We start from the raw sequence: 26,676 nt of genomic DNA on the forward strand, positions 1-26,676 counted from the left end.
TTCGGCTGCCGCACCCACCCTAGGATGGGTGCGGCAATCGAATGGAGGGACGGCGAGTGGCGAAGCGGCTCATACCGGTCATCCTCGTCGCCGGCTTCCTCGGCTCCGGCAAGACCACCCTGCTCAACCACCTGCTGCGCAACAACCGCGGCGTGCGAATAGGCGTGGTGGTCAACGACTTCGGCTCGGTGAACATCGACTCGATGATGGTGGCGGGCCAGGTCGACTCCATGGTCTCGCTGAGCAACGGGTGCCTGTGCTGCGCCGTGGACGTCAGCGAGATGGACGAGATGCTGGACCGGCTGGCGCATCCGCGCTCGGACATCGACGTGATCGTCGTGGAGGCCAGCGGGCTGGCCGAACCCCGCAACATGGTCCGGCTGGTCCTGGGCAGCGAGAACCCCCACATCGGCTACGGGGGACTGGTGGTGACCGTCGACGCCGCCGAGTTCGAGGACAGCCGCGCCCGGCACCCGGAGCTCGATCTGCACGTGCGGATGGCGGACCTGGTGGTGCTGAACAAGATCGACCGGATCGCCGAGGCCGAGCGCGACCGCGCGGTCGCCGTGGTGGCCGAGCTGAACGACCGCGCGCCCGTGCTGTGCACCGAGCACGGCCGGGTGGACCCGCGACTGCTCTTCGACGAGGCGGCCCGGGCCGACGACGGCCCGCGGCAGCTGAGCCTCGACGAGTTGCTCACGGAGACAGACGGCCACGACCATGCCTGCGGGGACGCCGCCTGCGGTGACCACTCACACCTGCACGACGGCTACGACAGCGTCAGCTTCGTCGGCGAGCGGCCGATGGACCCGCGGGCGCTGATCGCGTTCCTGGAGAACCGTCCGCCGGGCCTGTACCGGGTCAAGGGTTTCGTCCACTTCGCGGTCGCGGGGCACCGGCAGAAGTACCTGCTGCAGGCCGTCGGCCCGCACATCAGGTTCGAACGGACCGGCTGGGCACGCGGGGAGCCGCGCACGACGACGCTGGTGTTGATCGGGTGGGGCATCGACCCCGACGCCGTCGCACACCGGCTGGAGGAGTGCACCGCGGTGCAGGAACACGAAAGCGGTGCAGAGGCCATGACTGGCGTGCACCGCTACGTGGTGTCGAACTAGGGGCGGGTGGCGCGACGGCGCTGGCCGTTGCCGCTGCCCTGCGAGCCACCTGACCGCGGGGACTCGCTGCTGTACATCACCGTGGGCTGGCCGGAGCCCTGGCCACGTCCGCGGCCGCCGGAGCTTCGACCGCCGCCGGCAGCGGCGCCCTGGCTGCCACCGCGTCCGCCGCCCTGTGCACCGCCGCGTCCGCCGCCCTGACCGCCGCGTCCGCCGCCGGCCTGGCCGCTGCCGCCGCTGCGGCGCTGGCCGCCACCGCCGCCACCACGGCGGGCACCGCCGCCGTTGCCTGCCGGCTGCGGCGCCGCCTTGGGGACGGGGACCACGTGCGGCGCGATCTCGCCGACCAGCGCGTTGACCGGGTCGGAATCGGCCGTCACCTGCTGCGGGGTCACCTTGATGGCGGCCTTGCGCATCAGGATGGCCAGGTCCTTGCGCTGCTCGGGCAGCACGACGGTGACCACGTCACCGGCGCTGCCGGCGCGGGCCGTACGACCCGAGCGGTGCAGGTACGCCTTGTGCTCGGCCGGCGGGTCCACATGCACGACCAGTTCCACGTCGTCGACGTGCACGCCGCGGGCGGCGACGTCGGTGGCCACCAGCACCCGGGCCTCGCCGGCCGAGAACGCGGCCAGGTTGCGGTCACGGGCGGCCTGCGACAGGTTGCCGTGCAGGTCCACCGACGGGATGCCGGCCTCGGTGAGCTGACGCGCGAGCTTGCGCGCCTGGTGCTTGGTGCGCATGAACAGGATGCGGCGACCGGTGCCCGACGCCAGCTTCTGCACCAGCACCTTCTTGGCCTCGACGCCCGCGACGTCGAAGACGTGGTGGGTCATCGCGGCGACCGGCGAGTTGGCCTCGTCGACCGAGTGCAGCACCTCGTTGTGCAGGAAGCGCTTGACCAGCTTGTCGACGCCGTTGTCCAGGGTCGCCGAGAACAGCAGCCGCTGTCCGTTCTGCGGGGTCGCGGACAGGATCCGGGTGACGACCGGCAGGAAGCCGAGGTCGGCCATGTGGTCGGCCTCGTCGAGGACGGTGATCTCCACGGCGTCGAGGGAGACGAACTTCTGCTTCATCAGGTCCTCGAGGCGGCCCGGGCAGGCGACGACGATGTCGACACCGGCCTTGAGCGCCTGCACCTGACGGTGCTGCGAGACGCCGCCGAAGATGGTGGTGACCTTGAGGTTGTACGCACCGGCCAGGGGCTCGAGCGCGGCACTGATCTGGGTGGCCAGCTCGCGGGTCGGGGCCAGGATCAGGCCGACCGGGTGGCCCGGGCGGCGCTTGCCGCCCGCGAGGTCGCCGGCGAGCCGGGCGACCATGGGGATGGAGAAGGCCAGCGTCTTTCCGCTGCCCGTCTTTCCGCGGCCGAGCACGTCGCGGCCGGCGAGCGTGTCGGGAAGGGTGTCGACCTGGATCGGGAACGGCGAGGTGATTCCGTTGGCGGCAAGCGCCTTCACGAGGGGATCGCGTACGCCGAGGTCGGCAAAGGTTTTCGTCATGTGGGTCGAGGCCTTTCGGGGCATCGGGTCGCGCCGGGCATCGCACGGTCGGCCCCGAGGAGCCACGCGCTATGTCAGCACAAGAATGGCGAGATTGCCGGTGGGCAAAATCGATCGCCGTAAGAAGAGTTCGTGCTGTGCACGTGAAAACCGTTCCACGACGGCTGGCGCCGAAAACCCGCGCCAAGTGACACCCACCTTAGCCGACGGTGTGGGCAATCCCGCCGTCGACTGCGTCACACCCGGCTCAGTGTTCGGCGCACCGTCGTATGTCGAGCGTTGCGGCCGCCGGTGACGCCGGCCCCTGGGGCGCCCGTCGCGGTGAGCGCTACTCGAGGGTGTACCCGGCGTCGACCGGCAGGGTGACACCGGTGATGTAGCGGCCGGTGCGGCCGCAGAGACAGATCAATGCCTCGCTGATGTCGACCGGCTCGAGAAGCGGGACCGGCAACGGGTTCTGCAGTCCTGCAAGATCTTCCGGGTGCTCGTCGAAGAACTGTCCGAACTGCGGGTTGAGGGTCATCGGAGTGGCGACCCCGGCCGGGTGCACGGTGTTGACCCGGATGTTCTTCTCCGCCAAGGTAATTGCGTAGTACCGCATCAGGCCCACGACGGCGGCTGTGATCGACTTGGGCGTGGCCGAATTCGGTCGCGTCGACTTCATTCTCACGCGAGACTTGATCAGCGGGAAGGACTCGATCAGCGGGCAGGACCAGATCAGCGGCAAGACTCCGCCCACTGGCCCGCGAATCACGGCCCCGTGAATGTGCATGTGTTCGGCGAGCCCGGTTGCATCAGATGCATCACCCCCGGTGTCAATGCTGGTGAGAGCGTGGCGTGAGCCCGTGCTCGGCCGCCACGGCTCGGCGCACTGACGACTGCGATTCTATCGGGTCTCGCGCGAGAGTTCTCCTGCCGCGAGAGCATGACGGGGGCAGTCGCGCGTCGAACTACAGGCCCACCCACTCGGTGACCCCGTCGGCGAAGTGCTGACGCTTCCAGATCGGTACCTCGGTCTTGATCCGCTCCACCAGCAACGAGCACGCGGCGAAGGCCTCGGCCCGGTGCGGGGCGGCGGCCGCGGCGACCAGCGCCAGGTCCCCGACGACCAGCGGGCCCACCCGGTGCACCGCCGCAACCGGCAGGCCGGTCTCGGCCGAGACCTGCTCGCAGCAGGTCCGCAGGAATCGCTGCGCATCCGGATGTGCCTGGTACTCGAGTGCGGAAACCGGCTGTCCGCCATCGTGGTTGCGGACCACACCGCTGAAGAGCACCACGGCGCCGTGTTCAGGACCGGCGACCGCGGCGTCCACCGCGGCCGGGTCGAGCGGGTCCGGCGAGATCGCGGCCAGCAGCTCACCCATCGTGAGACCCGCCGCCCGCGACCTGTGCCAGCAGGTGGTCGAGGACTGGTTCGAGCACCGAGATCCCGTCGCGCACACCGCCCGGCGACCCGGGCAGGTTCACCACCACGGTGCGTCCGGCCAGCCCGGCCAGTCCCCGGCTCAACGAGGCGTGCGCAGTCTTCTCGGATCCCTTGCGGCGCATGGCCTCCGCCAGGCCCGGGAGCTCGCGGTCCAGAACCGCCCGGGTGGCCTCGGGAGTCCGGTCGGTGGGGGAGGCGCCGGTACCGCCGGTGCTCAGCACCAGCACGGGCGCGTCGCTGAGCGCATCGGCCAGCCCCGCCGCGATGTCCGCGTCCGGGTAGACCAGCGGACCGCGCACCGAGAACCCCTGCTCGGCAAGCCAACTCACTAGCTCGGGTCCGGTGGTGTCGGTTCGGGTACCGCTCGCGCCGCCGGTGGACGCCACCAGCACGACCGCCGACCGGACCGGGAGGTCCCCGGCCGGGGCGGGCCCGGGGTCCGGGGCCGTGGTCGCAGCATCGCGCACCCAGTGGCCTCGCTTGCCGCCGTCCTTGGTGAGCAGTCGCACCGCGTTCAGCGTCGCGGCCGGGTCGAGGGCCTTGACCATGTCGTGCAGCGTCAGCCCGGCGACGGCCACCGCGGTCAGCGCCTCCATCTCCACCCCGGTCTGGCCGGAGGTCTTCGCGGTCGCCTCGATGGTGATGGTGGTGTCGGTGAACGCGAACTCCACCTTCACCGACGACAGCGCGAGCTGATGGCACAGCGGGATCAGTTCGGAGGTCTTCTTGGCCCCGGCGATGCCCGCGATTCGCGCGGTGGCCAGGACGTCGGCCTTCGGCATGCCATCGGCACGCACCAGCGCGACGACCTCGGCGGTTGTCTGCAGTTCGCCCGCGGCCACCGCGACGCGCGCGGTGCTGGCCTTGGCGCTCACGTCGACCATCCGGGCCCGGCCCTCGTCGTCGAGATGGGTCAGCTCACTCATAGCGGCCACACCTGCACGTTCTCTCCCGCTTCCATTGTCGTGACGTCCGCCGGCACGTCGATCAGGACATCCGCCCTGGCCAGCGCCGCGACCAGATGCGAACCCGGTCCCGACTCCAGTCTCACACCCTCGTCGACGAGGCGCCCGCGCAGGAACTGGCGTCGGCCCGCAGGTGAGGTCAGGGGGCCGGCGAGGGCGCGGGCGCCGGCGTGCACGGGGGCCAGTCCGGCGGCCCGCAGCAGCAGCGGGCGTGCGAACACCTCGAAGGAGACCAGCGTGCTCACCGGGTTGCCCGGGAAGCTCAGCACCGGGACGCCGTCGACCACGGTCAGGCCCTGCGGTCCGCCCGGCTGCATCGCGACGTGCCCGAACCAGCCACCGAGCGGGGTGAGCACCTCACGCACCACCTCGAACTCGCCCATCGACACCCCACCGGAGGTGAGCACCAGGTCGGCGGACTCGGTGGCCCGCCGGAGGAGGTCGCGGAATTGGTCCGGGTCGTCCGTGCTGCTCTCGGCGAAGACCACGTCCGCGGAGTTCGTCGTCAGGCTCGCGGCCAGGGCGATGCCGTTGGACTCGTAGATCTGACCGGGCCGCAACGGGTTTCCCGCGGCGACCAGTTCGCTGCCGGTGGTGAGCACCGCGACCCGGGGCCGGCGCCGGACCGGCAGCTCGGCCGCACCGACCGCCGCGAACATCGCCAGGTGCCGTGCGGTGAGGACCGCGCCCGCGCCCAGCAGCAGCTCCCCGGCGTGGACGTCGCCGCCGCGGTCGCGGACGAACTCGCCGGACGCTCGCCCCCGGTGGACGGTGACCGTGTCCGTCGTCGCCCCGGCGGTGGGTTCGGTGTCCTCGACCGGCACCACCGCGTCCGCGCCGTCGGGGAGCGGCGCCCCGGTCATGATCCGGACCGCGCTGCCGGGCACGAGCCGGGCGGGTCCGGCCGACCCCGCCGCGACGGTCGCGGAGACGGGCAGCGTGACGGGCACGGCGCGGACCGAGTCGGCCGCGACCGCGAAACCGTCCATCTGCGAGTTGCGGAACGGCGGCAGGTCGAGGGGGGAGTGCACGTCGGCATCGAGCACGCGACCCAGCGCCGCAGCCACCGCGACGGACTCGGTGTGCGGCGTCAGGGCCGGGCCGAGCAGGCGCGCCACCGCGCGTGCGTGGTCTTCGACAGATCTGCTGGTCATCGCGATCCCTCAGGCATGAGATCACATCCTAGGCAGGCCGCCGGTCGGTCGGGTACCGCGTCCGGGCGGCATACTGGACCGCAGGAGAAGGCGGTGACCCGATGACGACGACGCAGCGACCGGTGCAGATGGGGCTGCCCCGTGTGCGTCCGCGCGCGGGCATGTCGGCGGCCGACCGCCCCGAGGTCCCGGAGCTGGTGGACCGGTTCGGCCGGGTCGCCCGCGACCTGCGGGTCTCGATCACCGAAAAGTGTTCGCTGCGCTGCACTTACTGCATGCCCGCCGAGGGGCTGCCGCAGATTCCGCGCGAGCGGCTGCTGAGCGTCGCGGAGATCGTGCGACTGGTACGGATCGCGGTGACGGACCTCGGGGTGCGGGAGGTCCGCTTCACCGGTGGCGAACCCCTGATGCGCCACGACCTCGAGGAGATCGTCGCGGGCTGCGCCGCGGCGGTGCCAGGGGTGCCGCTGACCATGACCACCAACGCCGTCGGGCTCGAGCACCGGGCGCGGGGACTGGTCGCGGCGGGCCTGAGCCGGGTCAACGTCTCGCTCGACTCGGTGGACCGCGCCCACTTCGCCGAGCTCACCCGCCGGGACCGGTTGCCCGCGGTGCTGGCGGGTATCCGGGCGGCCGCCCGGGTGGGGCTGACGCCGCTCAAGGTGAACGCGGTGCTGATGCCGGAGACCCTTGCCGGCGCAGCGGATCTGCTCCAGTGGTGCCTCGACGAGGGCTGCCGGCTGCGGTTCATCGAGGAGATGGCGCTGGATGCGGACCACGCCTGGGACCGCGACTCGATCGTCGACGCGGCCCGGCTGCTCGACGTGCTCGGGGGGCGGTTCACTCTGCACCCGGTCGAGCGCGAGGACCCGGCGTCGCCCGCCGAGGAGTGGCTGGTCGACGGCGGGCCGGCGACCGTCGGCATCATCGCGTCGGTGACGCGGAACTTCTGCGACGCCTGCGACCGGACCCGGCTCACCGCCGAGGGCACGGTGCGCTCGTGCCTGTTCAGCGACGACGAGGTGGACCTGCGAGCCGGGCTGCGGTCCGGCGCCACCGACGCGGAGCTGGCCGCGCAGTGGCGCGCCGCGATGTGGGACAAGTGGGCCGGTCACGGCATGGATTCGGCGGGTTTCGAGCCGCCGCGACGGAGCATGGGGGCCATCGGTGGCTGACGGTTCGGTGACGGTGCGGTACTTCGCGGCGGCGGCGGAGGCCGCCGGGTGCACCGAGGAGACCCTCCCGCTGGGCGCCGGTGCGAGCCTCGGCGACCTCCGGACCGCACTGGCCGCGCGGCACGGCGCGCGGATGGAGCGGGTGCTCGCGGTCGCGGCCTTCCTGCAGGACGACGAGCTGACCCGCGATCCGGCCGTGCCGGTGGCGGGCCGGGTGGACGTGCTGCCACCGTTCGCCGGTGGCTGAGCGGTCCCGCCGGGTGCGGTGCGCTAGCCGGCCGCCAGCCACTGCGCGAAAGTGGTTCTCCCGTAGCGGTTCTCGGGGGTAAGGTTGCCGCCCTCGCGCAGGAAACGGCCGAACTCGCCGGGAAGCGGGACGTCGACCACCCGGGCCCGGCTGCCGGTGACCCGCTTCCAGGTGGCGGCGAGCTCACGCATGGTCAGCACCTCGGGTCCGCCGACCTCGATCGGGCCGTCCGGGCCGGGCGCCTCGGACAGCGCCGCGTCGGCGAGCGCTCGGCCCACGTCGGCCGGGGCGATCGGCTGGAACGAGACGTCGGTGAACGCGGGTACCAGCCCGCCCCGCGCGGCCGGCCGGAAGATCATCGACAGGAACGAGTGGAACTGGGTGGACCGCACCACCCGCACGTCCAGCGCCGACGCCGAGTAGATCCGTTCCTGCTCGGTCAACGCCTGGTAGTAGGCGAACGCCGGACGGTCGACGCCGACGATGGACAGCAGCACGGCTCGGCGGACCCCCGCGGCCTCGGCCGCCCGCACCAGGTTCCGGGCGCCGTCGGTGAAGACCGGCCGGGCCTTGCGCGAGCGGCCGTCGGCGGCGCTGACCAGCACCTCGACCCCGGCCAGGGCCTCGGGCAGTCCCTCGCCGGTGCGCAGGTCGCCGCGCACGTGCCCGACCGCCGCGGCCGGGTCCGTGGGCGCGTGCCTGCTGAGGACCCGGACCAGGTAGCCGCGCGAGCGCAGCGCCCGGGCCGCCGCGCTACCCGCGGTGCCGGTGCCGCCGACGACCAGTGCCGTGGTCACCGGTCACAGCCACCAGGTGTCGAGCGGGGTGACCGGGACGGTGCGCTTGTGCCGGGTCGCCAGGTACAGGCTCTCGAGCCGCTCGGAGACCGTCGCACTCACGTCGCGGCCCTCGAGGTAGTCGTCGATCTCGCTGTAGCGGACCCCGAGTGCCTCCTCGTCGGGCAGTGCGGGCCGGTCGTCCTCGAGGTCGGCGGTGGGGACCTTGCTCCAGGTGCTCCCGGGGGCGCCGAGGTGCGCGAGCAGGGCCGCGCCCTGCCGCTTGGTGAGGCCGGTGAGCGGGGTCAGGTCCACTCCGCCGTCGCCGAACTTGGTGAAGAAGCCGGTGACCGCCTCGGCGGCGTGGTCGGTGCCGATCACCAGGTAGCCGAGCTGGCCCGCGACGGCGTACTGGACGACCATCCGCTCGCGCGCCTTGATGTTGCCCCGCACGAAGTCGCGCAGTTCGCCGCCGTCGCCGACGATCGCGGCCAGACCCGCCGCGCTCTCGGCGGCGACCGCGTCCACGCTCGGCTTCACGTTCACCGTCACCGACCGGTCCGGCGCGATGAACTTCAGCGCGATCTGGGCGTCATGCTCGTCGGCCTGGACGCCGTAGGGCAGCCGGACCGCGACGAACTCCGCGGGGTGGCCCTCCGCCCGCAGTTCCGTCGTGGCGAGCTGCGCGAGTCGGCCGGCCAGCGTGCTGTCCTGCCCGCCGCTGATGCCCAGCACGAATCCCTTTGCGGGCGTGGACAACAGGTAGGACTTGAGGAAGTCGACGCGGGCGCGGACCTCGTCGGCGGGGTCGATGGTCGGCTGCACGCCGAGTTCCTTCTGAATCTGGGCGCGGAGGTTGTCCATGCGGGCCACTCTATCGAGGGTGGCCCGGGCCCGCAGCGGCGTCGGCGGCGGGCGGGTGGGTCGATAGAGTGCCCGTCGTGACCACCGCGCCGATTCTCGTCGTCTCCGCCACCGCCGGGGAGGCCTCCCATGTCCCCGACCGCTTCGAGGTGCTGGTCACCGGGATCGGCAAGGTGAACGCCGCCGTCGCGGTCACCGAGGCGCTGGCCCGCCACCGCCCCGGCGCGATGCCGTTGGTGGTCAACATCGGCACGGCGGGTGCGCTGCACGACCGGCACGCCGGGCTGTTCCTGCCGTCCGCGGCGCTCAACCACGACATCAGCGCGGAGGTGCTGCGGTCGCTCGGGCACCCGGTGCTGGACCGGATCGGTCTCGACGACGGCGACGGGACCGTGCTCGCGACCGGCGACGCGTTCGTCTCCGACGCGGCGGTGCGGGACGCGCTCGCAGTGCGGGCGGACCTGGTCGACATGGAGGGGTTCGCGGTGGCCTCGGCGTGCGCGCGGATGGGTGCGCGCTGCCGGCTGGTCAAGCACGTCAGCGACCGGGCCGACGACTCCGCGATGGACTGGCCCGCCCAGGTCGACGCCAGTGCGCGGGTCCTCGCGCACTGGCTCACCCAGAACCTCTAGGGCAGGGGCTCGCCCCTCCAGGGCCGGGACAGGGGGAGTCGCGCTACTGGGCGTGCAGGCCCAGGCCGTGACCCTCGGCGTTCATGATGCGCAGCCGGTCGGCGTCGATCGTCGCGGTGGTCTCGCCGGACAACGCGGTCAGCACGGCCTGCTCGATCTCGGCGGTCTCCGGCGTGCACGCCATCCGGGTGACGCCGAGGGGGCCGAAGGTCACCTTCTCGCCGGCGACCTGTGCGGTGCCGAACATCCGGTTGCAGCCGGTGAAGCCGGTGACGGCGCCGTCGGCGGCGATCTGCAGCGACGGCTGTGCGGTCTCGAGCGCGCGTGAGGTGGTGATGGCGGTCGGGGTGATCAGCGTGTCGACGATCCAGACGGTGTCGGTCAGCGGGCGGTCCGGCTGCGCGACCTTCTTGTCGAGCAGGGTGACGGTGGCGTTGTCGGTGCGCAGGGCGAGGGTGTTGCCGTCGAGGCTCCAGCGCGGGTTCTCCTCGAAGAACCCGGTCATCCACTGGTCGGACAGGGCGGCGTCGCCGACGCAGGCCATCATCGTCATCGCCAGCGGTCCGGTGTCGATGGTGCCGCCGGAGAGGTCGGCGCTGCCCGTCGCGCGATTGCAGCCCGCGTGCATGGCGATCCGGTCGGGCTCGGGGAAGGCGACGGTCAGCGGCCCGCCGCCCGGGATCGTGGTGCCCTCGACGTCGGTGGAGACGAACGTGCGTCCCAGCAGCTCGGCGTTCGGCGGTCCGTCGCTGGCGACCGCGGAGTTCGAGCAGGCCGTCAGGGTGAGCGCGGTGAAGAGGGCAAGTCCGGCGGCGCGACTGATGTGCATATCCGGAGCCTAGCCAGCACTTGGGGTTCCGGTGACGAGGCGCACCAGGGTCTCCCAGCCGTCGGCGATCCGGTCGACGGGCATGTGCAGCTCGCGGATCTGGTAGAGGACGAGGCCTGCCTCCAGGGTGGCGAGCAGTGCCTGGGCGAGGAGTTCGAGGTCGCCTGCGGCCCCGGTCTGGCGCAGCAACGCGACCACATGGGTGAGGCTGACCTGCCGGGCGGGGCCGCCGAACCGGAGTTCGGGGGAGACCTCGACCGCGCGCAGGGTGTCGCCCTGCAGTTCCACGATGGCCAGTCGGGCGCGGCCGAAGGCGATCAGTCGGGCCACGGCGTCGGCGCCCGGTCCCAGCGGCGGCGGACCGGTGAGAAACGCGCCCTGCAGTTCGTGCTCGCTGTGGTCGAGCAGGGATTGCATCAGCCCGGATCGGCTGCCGAACCGTCGGAACACTGTGCCCTTGCCCACACCGGCGCGCTCCGCGACCGCATCCATGGTGACCGCGTCGGCGCCGCGCTCGGAGACCAGCGCGGTGGCCGCTTCCAGTAGCAATGCGCGGTTGCGGACGGCGTCGCAGCGTTCGGCGTCGGGGCCGTCGGCCATCGGGATCGGGGTGTTCTGCACGCCGCGATCGTAGCCGCCCGGGAACACAAGTGGACCGCAGTCCGTTTATGCTGTTGCATCTTCAACTGCATCGCCCCCGGACCCCGAAGGAATCTCTACATGACTGACACCCGTGTTCTCGTCCTCGTCGGCAGCCTGCGCGCCGGCTCCGTCAATCGGCAGCTCGCCGAGACTGCGGTCGCCCACGCTCCCGAGGGTGCCGAACTGACGGTGTTCGACGGCCTGGCCGTGGTCCCCTTCTACAACGAGGACGTCGACGTCCCCGGCGCGACCATCCCGGGCGCCGACGAGCTGCGCGCCGCCGCGGCCGCGGCCGACGCGCTGCTGCTGGTCACCCCCGAGTACAACGGCACCATGCCCGCCGTGCTCAAGAACGCGATCGACTGGATCTCGCGGCCCTACGGCGCCGGCGCGGTCTCCGGCAAGCCGGTCGCCGTGATCAGCGCCTCGCCGAGCCCGAACGGTGCGCAGTGGGCGCATGCCGAGGCCCGCAAGGCCGTGGGCATCGCGGGCGGCAAGGTCGTCGAGGACGTCACCCTGTCCATCGGCGCCACCCATGAGAAGTTCGGTGCCGGCCACCCCAGCGAGAATGCGGAGATCGTGGCCGAGGTCACGAAGGCGGTCGCCGAGCTCGTCGCGGCCGCGAAGGACCTCGTCGACGCCTAGTCAACTGACTACTCGGTCCCGTACCGACACGTGAGGCCCCGGCCGGATGCATCCAGCATCCGGCCGGGGCCTCACTGTGTCCGGGGGGGGGCATCGTCGCCACGTCACCGCACGCCGTCCCACAGCGCCCGCAGGGTGGGGTTCGGGTCGGTGACCAAGGGATCGTCGGCGCCGAACCGCCGGACCGTGCGGTCGCTGCCGTAGGCGGGCCAGCCCGGGTTGCCCTTGTCCACGAACGACACCCAGGCGCGGTGCATCTCGTCGGCCAACTCCTGTGGCGGCTGGGCCCCCGCCAGCGGTCTGCCCGCGGCGTCGTGCAGGGTGTCGAACACGAAGCTGATCTCCAGGCCGTGGGTGGCACCCAGGCGGCCGTCGAATTGTGGTGACGGCCAGGCAAACTCGTAGACGAAGGTGTCGGCGGCGTGATCGGCCCGGGCCTCGGCGGCCCGGATCGCGGGGATCGTGAAGGTGCGGTCGCGCAACACCGCGGCCAGCACGTCGCCGGGGGTCGAGCCCGGGCGGGCCCGGTGGTAGGCCGGCAGCGCGGTCGCCGCGTCGAGGCCGAGTGCGGTGGCGGTCAGGGCCAGCGCGTCCTCGCCGACCGCGTCGGCGATCCCGGTCGGCGTCAGGAACAGGGTGAACTCGTCGGCGTTGGTGCCGATCAACAGGTCCACGTCGGCGCCGGCGCCCGCGGCGAGTGCGTCGACCGGGCGGGCGGTGAGGACCTCGCCGTCGACGCACGGCTCGAACGCCATCGAGTCGGCGGCGATCTCGCCCCACAGCTCGGGGTTCGGTTCGCGGGCGATCCGTGCGGACAACTCGGCCTGCGCCGCGGTGAGGTCGGTGGCCGGGACCGAGGCGAACCCCTCGACCGTCGGCGGCACCGAGAGCTGCTCGGCCAGCGCCGCGGTCACCCGGCGCGCGGTCTCGGCGGCCATCACGTGATGGCCGGCGCCGCTCTGCGCCACGGCCCGTCCGAACAGCCCCGCAGACTCGGGCATGGACAACAGCGTCGTCACGCTCATCGCGCCCGCCGACTCGCCGGCGACGGTGACCCGGTCCGGATCGCCGCCGAAGCAGCCGATGTTCTCGCGGACCCAGCGCAGGGCCGCGAGCTGGTCGAGCACCCCACGGTTCGCCGGGGCGTCGTCGATCAGCAGGAACCCCTCGGCTCCCAGCCGGTAGTTGACCGTGACGCAGACGACCCCGTCCCGCGCGAACGCGGTCCCGTCGTACAGGCTGACCGCGCCCGAGCCGTGGACGAAGGCGCCGCCGTGCAGCCAGACCAGCACCGGCAGCCGGCCGTCGAGATCCGGGGTCCAGACGTTGAGGTTGAGGTAGTCGTCGCCGGCGATCACGGGTTCGGGCAACAGTTTCGCCAGCGGGTCCGGGTACGGGGGTTTGGGCGCGGTCGGGCCGTAGCCGGTCGCGTCGCGGAGCCAGTCCCAGTGCGGCGCGGGCGACGGCGCCGTGAACCGGCGCCGGCCGTCCGGCGCGGCCGCGTAGGGGATCCCCTTGAAGGAGAGCACCCCGTCGTGCGCCGCCCCCCGCATCGCTCCCTGGGCGATCGAGACCAGTGGTTCCACGTCTGCCTCCGATGGTCGGGTCCACCGTTCGGGAACTGAAGGTGTGTCTGCGCCGACGCGCCGCGGGGCGGAAATCGCCATCGCGGTGCCCGGAGACGGTGGGCTACTGATTTGATGGTCGCGCACATCGACGTGAAGGGATACCCGCGTGGCTTCGGATCCGATCACCGACCTCGAGGTCGAACTGGTGGACATGTGGCGCCGGGGCGGCATTCGCATGCGCGAGCGCGCGCACCGGATCCATCCCCGCCTGGACCCGTCCTGCTACCCGCTGCTGATGTTGCTGACCCGACGGGACGAGGCGGTGCCGATGTCCGAGCTGATCGACCACCTCGGGGTCGAGAAGTCGACGCTCAGCCGGCAGATCGACGCGGTGACGCGACTCGGGCTGGCGCGGCGGATCCCGGATCCCGAGGATGCGCGGGCGAAGCTTGTCGAGCTCACCGAGGAGGGGCGGAGCAGGCTGGGTCAGCAGCGCGCGGAGGGGATCGCGCAGTGGCGCCGGGACCTGTCCCAGTGGGATCCGGTGGACGTGCGGATGCTGACCGCGCTGCTGCGTCGCCTCGGGTAGTCCGACCGCCTCGTCACCTTGATAGTTGATGGACGCAACTAACTGATGCTATGGTTGCAAGTATCAACTAAAAGGAGTGGGAATGATCAGCCCGGAAGCCGCGTCAGAACTGATCGACGCCCTGCGGGGGGTGGTGCTGCGCAGCCGCGCGGTGGCCGCCGGCCAGCAGAGCGCGGGGGCGCTCCCACCGCCGCTGGGTGCGCTGCTCACGCGGATCGAGTGCTCGGCGGGGCACCGGCCCAGTGCGCTCGCGGAGGAACTGTGGGTGACCCAGTCGGCGCTCAGCCGCCAGGTGGCGCAGGCCGAGGCGCTCGGATACGTCCAGCGACACCCGGATCCGCTCGACGGCCGGGCCGCGTTGCTGTCGCTGACGGAGGCCGGCGCCGAGGCGCTGCGCCGCCATCGCGAGATGCGGGCCCGCTGGGTCCACACCGCGCTCGCGGACTGGACCGAGGACGAGGTCGGTGACCTGACGGCCCGCCTGGACCGATTCTGTGCCGCCATCGAGGCGGGCGCCAACCACCCGGTGACCCCCGCCGGTCGCTGACCCTCGCCGGTCCCTGACCCTCGCCGGTCCCTGACTCTGCCCATCACACCGCACCACCCAACAGCCCGAGGAGCCACATCGTGAGCAACCCCGCGTCCCAGGACGCTCCGCCCGTAAGAGAAGGGTCGTCCGGTGACGGCCGGATGACCCATCGTCAGCGCATCGAGGCCCTGATCGGCCTCATGATGGGCATGTTCGTCGCGCTGCTGTCGTCGACGATCGTCTCCAACGCCCTGCCGACCATCATCACCGACCTGCACGGCACCCAGGACCAGTACACCTGGGTGGTCACGGCCACCCTGCTGGCCTCCACCGCGACCACCCCGATCTGGGGTAAGTTCGCCGACCTGGTCAGCAAGAAGATGCTGGTGCAGTTGTCGCTGCTGGTGTTCACCCTCGGTTCGGTGCTGTCCGGCCTGGCGACGTCGGTGCCGATGCTGATCGGTTTCCGCGCGGTCCAGGGACTGGGCCTCGGCGGACTGCAGGCGCTGGTCATGATCGTCATCGCCGCGATGTTCAGCCCCCGGGAACGCGGCCGCTACCAGGGCCCCCTGGCGGCGGTCATGTCGCTCGCCACGGTCGCCGGCCCGCTGATCGGCGGCGTCATCGTCGACACCAGCTGGCTCGGCTGGCGCTGGACGTTCTACGTGGGCGTCCCGCTGGCGATCGTCGCGCTGGTCGTCATCCAGCGGACCCTGAACCTGCCCGTCGTCAAGCGCGACGTGAAGGTGGACTACCTCGGCGCCACCCTCATCGCCGGCGGTGTCAGCGTCCTGCTGATCTGGGTCACCTTGGCGGGCAAGAACTTCGACTGGGCGTCCGGGATGTCGTTCGGGCTCGTCGCGCTGGGCGCCGTCCTGCTCGCGCTGGCGATCTTCACCGAGACCAAGGCCAGCGACCCGGTGGTGCCGCTGCGTCTCTTCCGTGACCGCACCATGACGCTGGCCACCCTCGCCAGCATCGCGGTCGGTGTCGCCATGTTCGGCGGCGCGGTGTTCCTCGGACAGTACTTCCAGATCGCCCGCGGCTACTCGCCGACCGCCGCCGGCCTGCTCACCCTGCCGATGGTGTTCGGGTCGATGCTGTCCTCGACCGTCTCCGGCCAGCTGATCACCAAGTACGGCAAGTGGAAGCGCTTCCTGCTGATCGGCGCCACCGCCATGGCCGCCGGGTTCCTCCTGCTCGCCACCACCGACCACACCACCGACATGGCGCTGATCGGGGTCTACCTGTTCGTCCTCGGCGCCGGCATGGGCATGGCCATGCAGAACCTGGTGCTGCCGGTGCAGAACAACGCCGCTCCCTCGGACCTGGGCGCGGCCACCGCCACGATCACGTTCTTCCGCTCGCTCGGCGGCGCGGCCGGCGTCTCGGTGCTCGGCGCGGTCCTGTCCTCGCACGTGGCGACGCTGACCACCCAGGGTCTCGTCGGCGCGGGAATCGACCCCGGGCCGTCGGCCGGGTCGGGTGCCGGGCTGTCGAACCTGAAGGAACTGCCCGCCGCCGTCGGTGACATCGTCCGGGCGGCCTACGGCGACGCCACCGCCCGGGTGTTCCTCGTCTCCGGCGTCCTGGCGCTGCTCGGGCTGGTCGCGATCGCGTTCATGAAGGAGGTGGCGCTCAAGACCACCACAGGACTCGAACAGCTCGACCAGGAGCGGGCGGCGAACGTCGCCAAGGCAGACGGCCAGACGACTGACGGCCAGGCGGTCGACGCGGCACTGGTCGCGGAGATCGACGAGGTCGAGCCCGCGCTCGCCGGCGGTACGGACGGTGCCGGTCGCGGCAGGCCCGCGGCCCACGCCTGAGCAACGCGGCAGACCGAACGCCCGCCGGAGGTGGTGATCCCACCGCCCCCGGCGGGCGTTTCGCTACATTCGACTCCCATGAGCACCCTCGCGCCCACCCGTCGTCGCCGCACGGCGCTGTGGATCGCCGCCGTGGTCGCCGTGATCGCCGTTGTCGCCGCGGGTGTGGCGTTGATGCTGCCGAGCCGGTACCTGCCGTGGGACACCACCGCCTTCCCCGACGTCGACACGTCCGTGCTCTCGGCCGACCAGGCGAAGATCGTCGAGCTGCTCGAGGCCGAGCACCGGGACCAGCGACCGGGCACCTTCTACGCGGAGGGCATCGAGGAGCCCTGGTGCGCGGACTTCGTGAGCTGGGTCATGCGGGAGGCCGGGCGGCCGCTGTCGAACCCGAACTCCGGGCACTGGCGGATTCCCGGCGTCTACACGCTGCAGGAGTACTACCAGTCGCAGGGCCGGTTCGAGGAGGTCGGCGGCGGATACGTTCCGACGGTCGGCGACGTGGTGCTCTACGACAACAGCAGCTGGGTCGGACAGCACACCAACTTCGTGGTCGCGGTCGACGGCGACACCGTGACGACCGTCGGTGGCAACGAGTTCGGCCGGATCCGGGTGCACACCGTGGACTGGGCGAGCGACTCCGCGGTCGTCGGGATCGGCCGGCTCGAGGCCTGACCGACGCCGCGGCCGGTGGCTACAGTCCGGCCTCGGTGAGCGCGTCGTCGACGGTGTCGCGGACCTCGTCGAGGCTCTGGCCCGCGGACAGCCCGGCGACGGTGAGTTCCTCGATCCGGGCCTCCACCCGCCGGTAGCCGGCGAGCCAGCGCTCCTTGTCGGCCTGCCAGTACCCCATGACGTCGAAGCGGTCCGACGTCCAGCCCAGCTCGCGGCGGACGTGTCGGCGGATCCGCCGGGACGCGCCGGTCTCGCCGGCCGACCAGAGGTAGCCGGGGCCGGCCGGCAAGTCGAGGGTGGCGAGCCGGTCGGGCAGCGCGCTGGGGGTCAGGCCGTTGCCGGTCCCGTGCAGCCACGTCACGGTGAGGTCCGCCGGGGTGGTCCAGCGCTGTTCGTCCGCGGCCTCGGGAACCTCGGCGATCAGGTGCGCGGCGACGCCGGCGGGCAGGGTCTCGACGATGCGCGCCGCCGCGGGCAGCGCACTCAGGTCCGCGAGCAGCAGTTGCCATCGCGCGTCGGCGGGCGGGCGGTACCAGCCCTTCGGCCGCGAGAGCCGCACCGGCATCCCCGGCGTCGCCCCACGCGCCCAGGCCGCGGCCGCGCCGCCGGCGTGCACCGCGAAGTCGACGTCGAGGGCGTGTGCGGCCGGGTCCCAGTGCCGGACGGTGTAGCTGCGGGCCTCGTCGCCGAACTCCACGAGCAGGCGCTCGTCGGGGTCGCCGCTGGAGGCGAAGCCGGCGAGCCCGGGCCCGGCGAACCGGATCCGGCGCAGGCTGGGGGAGACGGGCACCGCGGCCGTCACCGCGGCGTGGAACCGGGGTTCGTCGTCGGTGGGCACGGGCCCACCCTAGGCGGCCGGTGACGTGGCCATGCACACGCCGGTGAGTGTGACCAGCAGCACCCAGTATTTGTGACGTGCGACACGCCGGTTCGCGACACGATTTGGCGACTTCGGGTGCTTACGACCAGGGAATTTCATCTTTGTCGTTCACAACATCTCGGGTTCTATGGATTGTCGGACACAAGGTGTAGTGTCAGGAACGCCAAGAGGGCAGAGCGGCCGCGACCCCAGTCCGAAGGCTCGACCATCGTTTGTCAAGGCCGGACAGCTGTTCCAGTAGGTGAGATTCACACCGTGATCCTCCGCTTCACTGACCATCAGTTCCGTAAGCCAGGGAAAGAGGGACTTACATGAGCATCACCGTCTACACCAAGCCGGCGTGCGTTCAGTGCAATGCGACCTACCGGGCGCTCGACAAGGCCGGTATCGAGTACTCCATCATCGACATCAGCGAGGACGCGGAGGCCCGCGACTACGTGATGGCGCTGGGTTACCTGCAGGCCCCCGTGGTGGTGGCCGGTGACGATCACTGGTCGGGCTTCCGTCCGGACCGGATCAAGTCGCTCACGGTCAACGCCGCCTGAAGAACTTACGGAGATGACAGGCCATGACATCGCTGGTCTACTTCTCCAGCGCGTCGGAGAACACCCACCGCTTCGTTCAGAAGTTGGGTGTCCCGGCCACGCGCATTCCGTTGCATGACCGCGCCGGCACATTCGAGGTCGACGAACCGTACGTCCTGATCCTGCCCACCTACGGTGGCGGGATCACCGCGACGGGTCGGGACACGAGCTACGTGCCGAAGCAGGTCATCCGGTTCCTCAACAACGAGCACAACAGGTCGCTGATCCGTGGGGTCATCGCGGCAGGCAATACCAACTTCGGTGAGTCCTTCTGCTTCGCCGGAGACGTCATTTCAAGGAAGTGTCAGGTCCCGTACCTGTACCGCTTCGAACTCATGGGCACCGCCGAGGACGTCATTCGCGTCCGCGAGGGCCTCGAACAATTCATGGAGAGTGAACAGTGGCACCGACCATCACAGACACAGCCCCGGCTGGGAGTGTAGAGCGCGCTGTGGCACGACCCGACGTCTCCTCGGGGGAGCTCGACTACCACGCGCTCAACGCGATGCTCAACCTGTACGGCCCCAACGGCGAGATCCAGTTCGACAAGGACCGCGAGGCCGCGAACCAGTACTTCCTCCAGCACGTCAACCAGAACACCGTCTTCTTCCACAACCAGGACGAGAAGCTGGACTACCTGGTCAAGGAGAACTACTACGAGCGTGAGGTCCTCGACCAGTACACCCGCAACTTCGTCAAGTCGCTGATCGACCACGCGTACTCCAAGAAGTTCCGGTTCCCCACCTTCCTCGGCGCGTTCAAGTACTACACCTCGTACACGCTCAAGACGTTCGACGGCAAGCGCTACCTGGAGCGGTTCGAGGACCGGGTCTGCATGGTCGCGCTCACCCTCGCCGCGGGCGACGAGGACCTGGCCGTCAAGCTGGTCGACGAGATCATCGCCGGCCGCTTCCAGCCGGCCACCCCGACCTTCCTCAACTCCGGCAAGAAGCAGCGCGGCGAGCCCGTGTCCTGCTTCCTGCTGCGCATCGAGGACAACATGGAGTCCATCGGTCGCTCCATCAACTCGGCCCTGCAGCTGTCCAAGCGCGGCGGCGGAGTTGCGTTGCTGCTCAGCAACGTTCGCGAACACGGGGCCCCGATCAAGAAGATCGAGAACCAGAGCTCGGGCGTCATCCCGATCATGAAATTGCTCGAGGACTCGTTCTCGTACGCCAACCAGCTCGGCGCGCGTCAGGGCGCGGGCGCGGTGTACCTGCACGCGCACCACCCGGACATCTACCGCTTCCTCGACACCAAGCGGGAGAACGCGGACGAGAAGATCCGCATCAAGACCCTCTCGCTCGGCGTCGTCATCCCGGACATCACGTTCGAGCTGGCGAAGAAGAACGAGGACATGTACCTCTTCTCGCCGTACGACGTCGAGCGCATCTACGGGAAGCCGTTCGCGGACATCGACGTCACCGAGAAGTACTACGAGATGGTCGACGACAAGCGGATCCGCAAGACGAAGATCAAGGCCCGCGAGTTCTTCCAGACCGTCGCGGAGCTGCAGTTCGAGTCCGGCTACCCGTACATCATGTACGAGGACACCGTGAACCGCGCCAACCCGATCGCCGGCAAGGTCACCCACTCGAACCTGTGCTCGGAGATCCTGCAGGTCTCGACGCCGTCGGAGTTCAACGACGACCTGTCCTACAGCCACATCGGCAAGGACATCTCCTGCAACCTGGGTTCGCTGAACATCGCCAAGACGATGGACTCGCCGGACTTCGCGCAGACCATCGAGACCTCGATCCGGGCGCTGACCGCCGTCGCCGATCAGACCTCCATCGACTCCGTCCCGTCGATCAAGAAGGCGAACGACGAGGGACATGCCATCGGTCTCGGGCAGATGAACCTGCACGGCTACCTGGCGCGCGAGCGGATCCACTACGGCTCCGACGAGGGCATCGACTTCACGAACATCTACTTCTACACGGTGGTGTTCCACGCGATCCGGGCGTCGAACGAGATCGCCAAGGACCGGGGCACCTACTTCGCGGGCTTCCCGGAGTCCAAGTACGCCTCGGGCGAGTTCTTCGACAAGTACACCGACCAGGCGTGGGAGCCGAAGACCGAGCGGGTCCGGCAGCTGTTCGCCGACGCCGGCGTGCACATCCCGACGCAGGCGGACTGGACCGAGCTCAAGGCGTCGGTGCAGGCGCACGGCATCTACAACCAGAACCTGCAGGCCGTCCCGCCGACCGGGTCGATCTCCTACATCAACAACTCCACCAGCTCCATCCACCCGGTGGCGTCGAAGATCGAGATCCGCAAGGAAGGCAAGATCGGTCGCGTCTACTACCCGGCGCCCTACCTGACGAACGACAACCTGGAGTACTACCAGGACGCGTACGAGATCGGGTACGAGAAGATCATCGACACCTACGCGGCGGCCACCCAGCACGTCGACCAGGGCCTGTCGCTGACGCTGTTCTTCAAGGACACCGCCACCACCCGCGACATCAACAAGGCGCAGATCTACGCATGGCGCAAGGGCATCAAGACGCTCTACTACATCCGCCTGCGGCAGATGGCGCTCGAGGGCACCGAGGTCGAGGGCTGCGTTTCCTGCATGCTGTAGGGCCGGCGGCACCGACAAAGACGACAGAGCAACCACAGACCAGCAAGGGATCGACATGACATCCGCACACACCCCCGCTGGGGGCACGCACCTCAAGCTGATTGATCGCGTCTCGGCGATCAACTGGAACCGCGTCCCCGACGAGAAGGACGCGGAGGTCTGGGAGCGCCTGACCGGCAACTTCTGGCTGCCGGAGAAGGTGCCGGTGTCCAACGACATCCCGTCGTGGAACACCCTGACCGAGAACGAGAAGCAGCTCACCATGCGGGTCTTCACCGGCCTGACGCTGCTCGACACCATCCAGGGCACCGTCGGCGCCGTGTCGCTCATCCCCGACGCGATCACCCCGCACGAGGAGGCGGTGTACACCAACATCGCGTTCATGGAGTCGGTGCACGCCAAGAGCTACAGCTCGATCTTCTCGACGCTGTGCTCCACCCGCGACATCGACGACGCCTTCCGCTGGTCGGAGGAGAACCCGAACCTGCAGCGCAAGGCGCGGATCATCCTCGACTACTACAACGGCGAGTCGCCGCTCAAGCGCAAGGTCGCCTCGACGCTGCTCGAGTCGTTCCTGTTCTACTCCGGCTTCTACCTGCCGATGTACTGGTCCTCGCGGGCCAAGCTCACCAACACCGCGGACCTGATCCGGCTGATCATCCGTGACGAGGCCGTGCACGGGTACTACATCGGCTACAAGTACCAGAAGGGCCTCGAGCAGCTCAGCCAGGCCGAGCGCGACGAGCTCAAGAACTACACGTTCGAGCTGCTCTTCGAGCTCTACGACAACGAGGTCGAGTACACCCAGGACCTGTACGACGGCGTCGGGCTCACCGAGGACGTCAAGAAGTTCCTGCGGTACAACGCCAACAAGGCGCTGATGAACCTCGGCTACGAGGGTCTGTTCCCCAAGGACGAGACGGACGTCAACCCGGCGATCCTGTCGGCGCTGTCCCCGAACGCGGACGAGAACCACGACTTCTTCTCCGGGTCGGGCTCGAGCTACGTGATCGGCAAGGCCGTCAACACCGAGGACGAGGACTGGGACTTCTAACCCACTCGCCGCACGTGCACCTGCACTACTGACCGAATGCGACATCCGTTCACCTCGCGTGGACGAATGTCGCATTCGGTCGTTGTGGGGGAGTCCGCACCCGGCCTAGTGTCGGAATCGTCCGATTTCCATTTCAGGCGAGGAGGCGGCAAATGAGCGGCAAGGTTGTGCACTTCGAGGTCCCGTTCGACGACGGGGACCGCGCGAGGGAGTTCTACCGGCAGGCGTTCGGGTGGAACACCGTCGAGATGCCCGAGATGAGCTACACGATCGCGGGCACCGGCCCGGTGAGCGAGCAGGGCATGCCCACCGAACCGGGGTACATCAACGGCGGCATGTTCGAGCGCGTCCCGGAGTATCCGAAGGGGCCGGTGATCACCATCGACGTGCCCAGCATCGACGACGCGCTGGTGAAGATCGCCGAGCTGGGCGGCTCGACGGTCGGGGAGAAGACCGTGGTGGGAGAGATGGGGTTCGCGGCCTACTTCAAGGACACCGAGGGCAACGTCATGGGCCTGTGGGAGAACGCCGGCTGAACCAGGCCTCGGGCTCGCCGCGCAGGGCCTTCTCGATGCGCGGGGCCGAGCTCTCGGTGAGGTCGGCGGGCAACGCGTCCGGCGCGAACCACGCGACCTCGATGTTCTCCTCGTCGGCGACGCGGGCCTCGCCGGAGACCGCGCGGGCGAGGAAGCACACGTCGAGGTAGCTGGCGACGTCTCCGTTCGGGTAGGTGATCGGCCCGGCGGTGTCGACGCTGGTGATGCGAACCAGCTCGGCCTCGACGCCGGTCTCCTCGCGGATCTCCCGCACGGCCGCCGGGCCGGGTTCCTCGCCGGGTTCGAGGATGCCGGACACCACCGCCCATCGGCCGTTGTCGGCCCTGCGGGTCAACAGGATTCGGCCGTCGCCGTCCACGACGACCGCGCTCACGCCGGACAGCCACAACGGGGCGTGTCCGACGTGAGCGCGCAGCGCCGCGACGTACGCGGGGACGGGCATCAGTACCGGAAGGTCACCGGGGCGGCCTGCTGGCCGGAGTACGGCAGCAGGATGCTCGGCGCCAGTGGCGCCGAGAACCGGGCGGGCACGTCGGTGAACTCCCGGCTGCCGGCGCGGGTGTCCAACTGCGCGAACCGGATCCGGCTCGTCTCGTCGGTGCCGACCATGTTGCCGTCCGAGGTCTCGGCCGACAGGAAGGTGCCCTCGGGGGTGAACTCGACCCAGGGGTCGGCCAACGCGATCTCGGCCAGGTGGAAGCGGGTGAACGAGACCGCCGTGCCGCGGTAGCGGACGGTCCCCAGCCCGGTCGCCGGGTCGACGTCCGCGGAGTCCAGTTCGAAGGTGAGCCGGCCGTCGCCGCGGACAGTCGCGCCGTCGCTGCCCACCACCGAGCCCTGCGTGGTGTTCCTCACCAGGTCGGTGTAGCCGGGTGCGAAGGCCCACAGCAGGTCCTGCGCGGGCGGTACCGGGGCGTTCGGCCCCGGTGCGGGGTCGAAGTTGACCGGGACGGCCAGCTCCTCCGCCGCGTTGACGGCGTCCGCCGCGGCGTAGGTGTACACCCCGTAGGCCGCGCCGTCGGCGGCCTTCGTGGGCTTCTTGACTGTCAGCGTGGCGGTGAAGGAGCCGTCGCCGGCCAGCGGCACCCACTGCTGGCGGATGGTGCGCCGGAAGTCGAACGGCGCGTCCGGAACCCGGTTCAGGGCGTCTTCGGACATCACCCACGCGGTGGCCGAACGCTGCTGCCCGACCCGCGCCCCGGCGGGCGCGTCCTCGGACGGACGCCACTGCGGGGCGAACGCCCCGAAGGCGACGAAGGTGCCGTGCGGGACGCCCGGCGGCACCGGGACCGGCAGCCCGCCGGTGTTGGCGTTCGGGTCGAAGCCGTTGCCGCGCACCACGATCCGATCGCCCTCGTGCACCGCGGTGTCGCCGAGAGGGGTTGCGCCGTCGGCGGCGAACACCTCGATCCGGGGTGCCGCCGCGGCGGGATCCGCGGCCGCCGTCGGGGCCAGCGTCAGCGCGCCGAGGAGCGCGCCCACGAGGGCGGCGGGAGCGAGGACCCTAGTTCGTGTAGCCATTGAGGGATGCCTTCAGGTCGTCGAGGATGCCGCGGGCGGCGACGACGCCGATGCCGGTCATCCAGATTTCGTCGTCCACCGCGAACACACGGCGGTCCTTGACGGCGCCGAGGCCCTGCCACAGCCCGCCGTTCATCACGTCGGTGCCCTGACCGCGGGCCTCGTCACCGTAGAAGCTGACGTAGATGATGTCGCCGTCGGCCTTGGACAGTTCCTCGGTGCTGATCTCCGCGAACCGCTGGTCCTTGGCGCCCTCGAGGCGCTGGAACGCCGGACGCCGCACGCCGGCGTCCGCGAGTACCTGCCCGGAAAAGCTGTCCGGGCCGTAGGTGCGGACCACGCCGGGCATGAACCGCACCACCGAGGCCTCGGTCTGCGCGGAGTCGAGGCTTCGGCCGGTCTCGGTGGCCTCGGTCTGGTAGGCGTCGAGCACCGCCTTCGCGCTGGCACCGCGGCCCAGCGCGGTGCCGTCGAGCAGCAGGTTCTCCTTCCACGTCGTGCCGACCTTCTCGGTGAACGTGGTGGGGGCGACGGCACTGAGCTGCTGGTACAGCTCCGGGGTGCGGAACTTCGAGCCGAGGATCAGGTCCGGCTTCAGTGCCGCGATCTTCTCGATGTTCGGCTCCTGCAGGGTGCCGACGGGCTCGACCCCGGCGACGGCCGTGCCGAGGTACTGCGGCTGTGTGCCTACCGCGCCGGTCACTGCGGCGCCGACGAGTCGGTCCTGCAGTCCGAGCGCGCAGACGGTGTCGAGCTTGTCGGTGTCGAGGACCACGATGCGCTGCGGATCGGCGGGGACCGCCGACTCGCCCGCCGCGTGCGCGACCTTGCGGGTGGTGCCCTCGACGCCGGCCGGGTCGACGGGAGCCGTTGGTCCGCAGACGTTCTCGGTGCTGCGGCCGTTGCCGAGCACGCCCGCCCCGGCCACGCTGGTGGTGCTGCGAACGATGCTGCTGGCGGCGTCTTCGGTGGCGTCGCCACCGCCGCACGCCGTCAGCATGACGGCGGTGGCGGCGAGCAGGGCCGCCGGCACGGCGCGGCGGATGAGTGCGGGCTTGCGCATGGTGGGGTCTTCCTCCTGAAGCTCGGGCGAGTCGAGACTAGCCGCGGCGCCTGTCGACGCCGAAGTGCGTGGCCAGGTCGTCGAGGATGCCGCCGGCGCCCTGGACGCTGACCGCGGACATCCACAGCGCGTCGTCGACGTCGACCTTCTGGCCCTGCAGTCCGGCCCACAGCGGGTTGGTCAGGAACGGCTGGGCGGCGGCCTCGCTCTTCCCGTCGCCGGAGTGGTACGTGCTCACCACGATCAGGTCGGCGTCGGCCTCGGTGATCAGTTCGGGGCTGATGTCGTTGGAGATGCTCGACGGCTTGGCCGGGTCGGGTCCGGCGCTGGCCGGGCGGTTGATTCCGGCGTCGGCGAGGACGATGCCGCTGAAGGAGGTGGTGCGGTAGATGCGGGCCGTCGGCTCGCCGGCGAAGCGGACCACCGTGACGGTCGGGTTGTCCGCCTTCGTATTGATGTCCGCACCGATCGCGGCCGCGCGGGTCTCGTAGGCGCCGATCTTCTGATCCGCCAGGTCCTCCTTGCCCAGGGCCTGGCCGAGCAGTCGGATGTTGTCCTTCCAGGTCGGGCCGGTGGTCTCCGACATCACCGTCGGCGCGATCTTCGACAGCTGGTCGTAGATGTCGCCGTGCCGGACCTTGGCGGAGACGATCAGGTCGGGCTGCAGCTCGGCGATCTTCTCGAGGCTCGGGGTGGTCAGCTCGCCGACCGCGACGGCATTCGGTGCGAACTCGCCGCGGGACTCGCCGAGGTAGTCGGGCAGTCCGGCGCTGCGGTAGGTGACGTAGCCGACGAGCTCGGTCTCCAGCAGCAGCGTCGCGTCGGAGTAGCTGGTGTCGAGCGCGACGACCCGCTTCGGTGCGGCGGGGATCTCGGTGCTGCCGAGGGCGTGGGTCACGGTGCGGGGGAAGGACCCCGTGGACTCGCCGGCCGCGGATGCGGCCGCGGGGGAGTCGGTGGCGCTGGAGCAACCGGCGGTGGCGCCGATCAGGGCGACCGCGGCGCAGCCCACGAGCGCGACCAAGGCATTGGTTTTGAACTTCACAAAGAACTCCCTCAAATTTAGGCAAGGGAAACCTTAGCAATGTCCTTAGCCGGGGTCACGTGTGTCGGGCCGAGGTGCCCTGTCGTGGCTCTCGCGCACCCGGCCCGGGCCGCGGCGGGCAAGGATCCTGCGTCGCGTCGCCGGGGAGGGCGCCGGGATTGTCCACGGATCGCCGGTCCCGTCGAGTTCGGTTGCGGGCGACTCACCGTGTCGGTGGAACCTCGAC

The 26,676-nt window shown here is 70.4% G+C and carries 29 protein-coding genes; 14 read left to right on the plus strand and 15 right to left on the minus strand.

Annotated elements, in window-relative coordinates:
• Positions 1-56 precede the first annotated feature (56 nt).
• Positions 57-1,115, plus strand: a complete 1,059-nt coding sequence (locus RT2_RS12195; RefSeq protein WP_072845060.1) for a CobW family GTP-binding protein — start codon at positions 57-59, stop codon at positions 1,113-1,115.
• On the opposite strand, the gene RT2_RS12200 is transcribed toward RT2_RS12195, so the two are convergent.
• The 5 genes from RT2_RS12200 to RT2_RS12220 form a co-directional block, all read right to left on the minus strand.
• Entirely contained in the window at positions 1,112-2,617 is a 1,506-nt protein-coding gene (locus RT2_RS12200) for a DEAD/DEAH box helicase (protein ID WP_072845061.1), read from the minus strand. The genes RT2_RS12195 and RT2_RS12200 overlap by 4 nt on opposite strands.
• A 328-nt stretch (positions 2,618-2,945) precedes the next feature.
• Positions 2,946-3,356 carry an SDR family oxidoreductase gene (locus RT2_RS12205; RefSeq protein ID WP_072845062.1) on the minus strand — a complete coding sequence of 137 codons (411 nt, stop codon included), beginning with the start codon at positions 3,354-3,356 and terminating at the stop codon, positions 2,946-2,948.
• A gap of 211 nt (positions 3,357-3,567) precedes the next feature.
• Complete coding sequence (locus RT2_RS12210) at positions 3,568-3,981, minus strand: molybdenum cofactor biosynthesis protein MoaE (protein WP_072845063.1); 414 nt, start codon at positions 3,979-3,981, stop codon at positions 3,568-3,570.
• Positions 3,974-4,969, minus strand: coding sequence for a bifunctional molybdenum cofactor biosynthesis protein MoaC/MoaB (gene moaCB, locus RT2_RS12215; protein WP_072845064.1), 996 nt, complete (start codon positions 4,967-4,969; stop codon positions 3,974-3,976). Before moaCB ends, RT2_RS12210 begins: the two co-directional genes overlap by 8 nt.
• Complete coding sequence (locus RT2_RS12220; RefSeq protein ID WP_072845065.1) at positions 4,966-6,162, minus strand: molybdopterin molybdotransferase MoeA; 1,197 nt, start codon at positions 6,160-6,162, stop codon at positions 4,966-4,968. The genes moaCB and RT2_RS12220 overlap by 4 nt, the downstream gene beginning before the upstream one ends.
• Before the next feature lie 101 nt (positions 6,163-6,263).
• Here RT2_RS12220 and moaA point away from each other — a divergent pair, with 101 nt between their 5' ends.
• Together moaA and RT2_RS12230 are read left to right on the plus strand one after the other, a co-directional pair.
• Positions 6,264-7,337 carry a GTP 3',8-cyclase MoaA gene (moaA, locus tag RT2_RS12225; RefSeq protein WP_072845066.1) on the plus strand — a complete coding sequence of 358 codons (1,074 nt, stop codon included), beginning with the start codon at positions 6,264-6,266 and terminating at the stop codon, positions 7,335-7,337.
• Entirely contained in the window at positions 7,330-7,584 is a 255-nt protein-coding gene (locus RT2_RS12230; RefSeq protein ID WP_072845067.1) for a MoaD/ThiS family protein, read from the plus strand. Before moaA ends, RT2_RS12230 begins: the two co-directional genes overlap by 8 nt.
• 23 nt (positions 7,585-7,607) lie before the next feature.
• Here RT2_RS12230 and RT2_RS12235 read toward each other — a convergent pair whose 3' ends face one another.
• Both RT2_RS12235 and nadE read right to left on the minus strand, forming a co-directional pair.
• Positions 7,608-8,381, minus strand: a complete 774-nt coding sequence (locus RT2_RS12235) for an SDR family oxidoreductase (protein WP_072845068.1) — start codon at positions 8,379-8,381, stop codon at positions 7,608-7,610.
• Between the two features lie 3 nt (positions 8,382-8,384).
• A complete protein-coding gene (gene nadE, locus RT2_RS12240; RefSeq protein WP_072845069.1) occupies positions 8,385-9,224 on the minus strand; it encodes an NAD(+) synthase in 840 nt (279 codons plus the stop codon).
• A 77-nt stretch (positions 9,225-9,301) separates the two neighbouring features.
• Here nadE and RT2_RS12245 point away from each other — a divergent pair, with 77 nt between their 5' ends.
• Complete coding sequence (locus RT2_RS12245) at positions 9,302-9,856, plus strand: nucleosidase (RefSeq protein WP_072845070.1); 555 nt, start codon at positions 9,302-9,304, stop codon at positions 9,854-9,856.
• 43 nt (positions 9,857-9,899) lie between these two features.
• Here RT2_RS12245 and RT2_RS12250 read toward each other — a convergent pair whose 3' ends face one another.
• Together RT2_RS12250 and RT2_RS12255 are read right to left on the minus strand one after the other, a co-directional pair.
• Positions 9,900-10,685, minus strand: a complete 786-nt coding sequence (locus RT2_RS12250) for an META domain-containing protein (RefSeq protein WP_072845071.1) — start codon at positions 10,683-10,685, stop codon at positions 9,900-9,902.
• 9 nt (positions 10,686-10,694) lie between these two features.
• Positions 10,695-11,285, minus strand: coding sequence for a TetR/AcrR family transcriptional regulator (locus RT2_RS12255; RefSeq protein ID WP_092776195.1), 591 nt, complete (start codon positions 11,283-11,285; stop codon positions 10,695-10,697).
• Between the two features lie 120 nt (positions 11,286-11,405).
• Here RT2_RS12255 and RT2_RS12260 point away from each other — a divergent pair, with 120 nt between their 5' ends.
• Positions 11,406-11,972, plus strand: a complete 567-nt coding sequence (locus RT2_RS12260; RefSeq protein WP_072845072.1) for an NAD(P)H-dependent oxidoreductase — start codon at positions 11,406-11,408, stop codon at positions 11,970-11,972.
• A 104-nt stretch (positions 11,973-12,076) separates the two neighbouring features.
• Here the strand turns inward: RT2_RS12260 and RT2_RS12265 are convergent, their stop codons facing one another.
• Positions 12,077-13,558, minus strand: a complete 1,482-nt coding sequence (locus RT2_RS12265) for a carboxylesterase/lipase family protein (protein WP_072845073.1) — start codon at positions 13,556-13,558, stop codon at positions 12,077-12,079.
• Positions 13,559-13,706: 148 nt separating this feature from the next.
• On the opposite strand from RT2_RS12265, the gene RT2_RS12270 reads away from it, so the two are divergent.
• The 4 genes from RT2_RS12270 to RT2_RS12285 all read left to right on the plus strand — a co-directional run bounded on the left by RT2_RS12270 (position 13,707) and on the right by RT2_RS12285 (position 17,159).
• Positions 13,707-14,129 carry a MarR family winged helix-turn-helix transcriptional regulator gene (locus RT2_RS12270; protein WP_072845074.1) on the plus strand — a complete coding sequence of 141 codons (423 nt, stop codon included), beginning with the start codon at positions 13,707-13,709 and terminating at the stop codon, positions 14,127-14,129.
• Between the two features lie 82 nt (positions 14,130-14,211).
• On the plus strand, positions 14,212-14,676 hold the full coding sequence (locus tag RT2_RS12275; RefSeq protein WP_139191209.1) for a MarR family winged helix-turn-helix transcriptional regulator: 465 nt from the start codon (positions 14,212-14,214) through the stop codon (positions 14,674-14,676).
• A gap of 143 nt (positions 14,677-14,819) precedes the next feature.
• Positions 14,820-16,484: an MDR family MFS transporter gene (locus RT2_RS12280; RefSeq protein WP_072845076.1), complete on the plus strand. Its 1,665-nt coding sequence runs from the start codon at positions 14,820-14,822 to the stop codon at positions 16,482-16,484.
• Positions 16,485-16,562: 78 nt separating this feature from the next.
• Positions 16,563-17,159: a CHAP domain-containing protein gene (locus RT2_RS12285; protein WP_072845077.1), complete on the plus strand. Its 597-nt coding sequence runs from the start codon at positions 16,563-16,565 to the stop codon at positions 17,157-17,159.
• A gap of 19 nt (positions 17,160-17,178) precedes the next feature.
• Here the strand turns inward: RT2_RS12285 and RT2_RS12290 are convergent, their stop codons facing one another.
• Positions 17,179-17,997: a siderophore-interacting protein gene (locus RT2_RS12290; protein WP_072845078.1), complete on the minus strand. Its 819-nt coding sequence runs from the start codon at positions 17,995-17,997 to the stop codon at positions 17,179-17,181.
• A 353-nt stretch (positions 17,998-18,350) separates the two neighbouring features.
• Between RT2_RS12290 and RT2_RS12295 the strand changes: the two genes are divergently transcribed.
• The 5 genes from RT2_RS12295 to RT2_RS12315 all read left to right on the plus strand — a co-directional run bounded on the left by RT2_RS12295 (position 18,351) and on the right by RT2_RS12315 (position 22,800).
• Complete coding sequence (locus tag RT2_RS12295; RefSeq protein ID WP_072845079.1) at positions 18,351-18,584, plus strand: redoxin NrdH; 234 nt, start codon at positions 18,351-18,353, stop codon at positions 18,582-18,584.
• A gap of 23 nt (positions 18,585-18,607) precedes the next feature.
• Complete coding sequence (gene nrdI, locus RT2_RS12300; protein ID WP_072845080.1) at positions 18,608-19,066, plus strand: class Ib ribonucleoside-diphosphate reductase assembly flavoprotein NrdI; 459 nt, start codon at positions 18,608-18,610, stop codon at positions 19,064-19,066.
• A complete protein-coding gene (nrdE, locus tag RT2_RS12305) occupies positions 19,024-21,210 on the plus strand; it encodes a class 1b ribonucleoside-diphosphate reductase subunit alpha (RefSeq protein ID WP_072845081.1) in 2,187 nt (728 codons plus the stop codon). The genes nrdI and nrdE overlap by 43 nt, the downstream gene beginning before the upstream one ends.
• 55 nt (positions 21,211-21,265) lie before the next feature.
• Positions 21,266-22,264 (plus strand): class 1b ribonucleoside-diphosphate reductase subunit beta, encoded by a 999-nt coding sequence (gene nrdF, locus RT2_RS12310; protein WP_072845082.1) that lies wholly within the window; start codon positions 21,266-21,268, stop codon positions 22,262-22,264.
• 152 nt (positions 22,265-22,416) lie between these two features.
• Positions 22,417-22,800, plus strand: coding sequence for a VOC family protein (locus tag RT2_RS12315; RefSeq protein WP_072845083.1), 384 nt, complete (start codon positions 22,417-22,419; stop codon positions 22,798-22,800).
• Here RT2_RS12315 and RT2_RS12320 read toward each other — a convergent pair.
• The 4 genes from RT2_RS12320 to RT2_RS12335 are packed head-to-tail and all read right to left on the minus strand — an operon-like array spanning position 22,772 to position 26,450.
• Positions 22,772-23,263: an NUDIX hydrolase gene (locus RT2_RS12320; RefSeq protein WP_072845084.1), complete on the minus strand. Its 492-nt coding sequence runs from the start codon at positions 23,261-23,263 to the stop codon at positions 22,772-22,774. The two genes, RT2_RS12315 and RT2_RS12320, sit on opposite strands and share 29 nt — an antisense overlap.
• Positions 23,263-24,342, minus strand: coding sequence for an HtaA domain-containing protein (locus tag RT2_RS12325; RefSeq protein ID WP_072845085.1), 1,080 nt, complete (start codon positions 24,340-24,342; stop codon positions 23,263-23,265). The genes RT2_RS12320 and RT2_RS12325 overlap by 1 nt, the downstream gene beginning before the upstream one ends.
• A complete protein-coding gene (locus tag RT2_RS12330; RefSeq protein ID WP_072845086.1) occupies positions 24,326-25,405 on the minus strand; it encodes an ABC transporter substrate-binding protein in 1,080 nt (359 codons plus the stop codon). The genes RT2_RS12325 and RT2_RS12330 overlap by 17 nt, the downstream gene beginning before the upstream one ends.
• Positions 25,406-25,442: 37 nt before the next feature.
• The gene (locus RT2_RS12335; RefSeq protein ID WP_072845087.1) at positions 25,443-26,450 is read right to left on the minus strand and encodes an ABC transporter substrate-binding protein; all 1,008 of its coding nucleotides are present in this window, start codon (positions 26,448-26,450) and stop codon (positions 25,443-25,445) included.
• Between the last annotated feature and the right edge of the window lie 226 nt (positions 26,451-26,676).

Origin of the sequence: Rhodococcus tukisamuensis NBRC 100609, from assembly GCF_001894985.1 — a bacterium.
Classification (GTDB): domain Bacteria; phylum Actinomycetota; class Actinomycetes; order Mycobacteriales; family Mycobacteriaceae; genus Rhodococcus_G; species Rhodococcus_G tukisamuensis.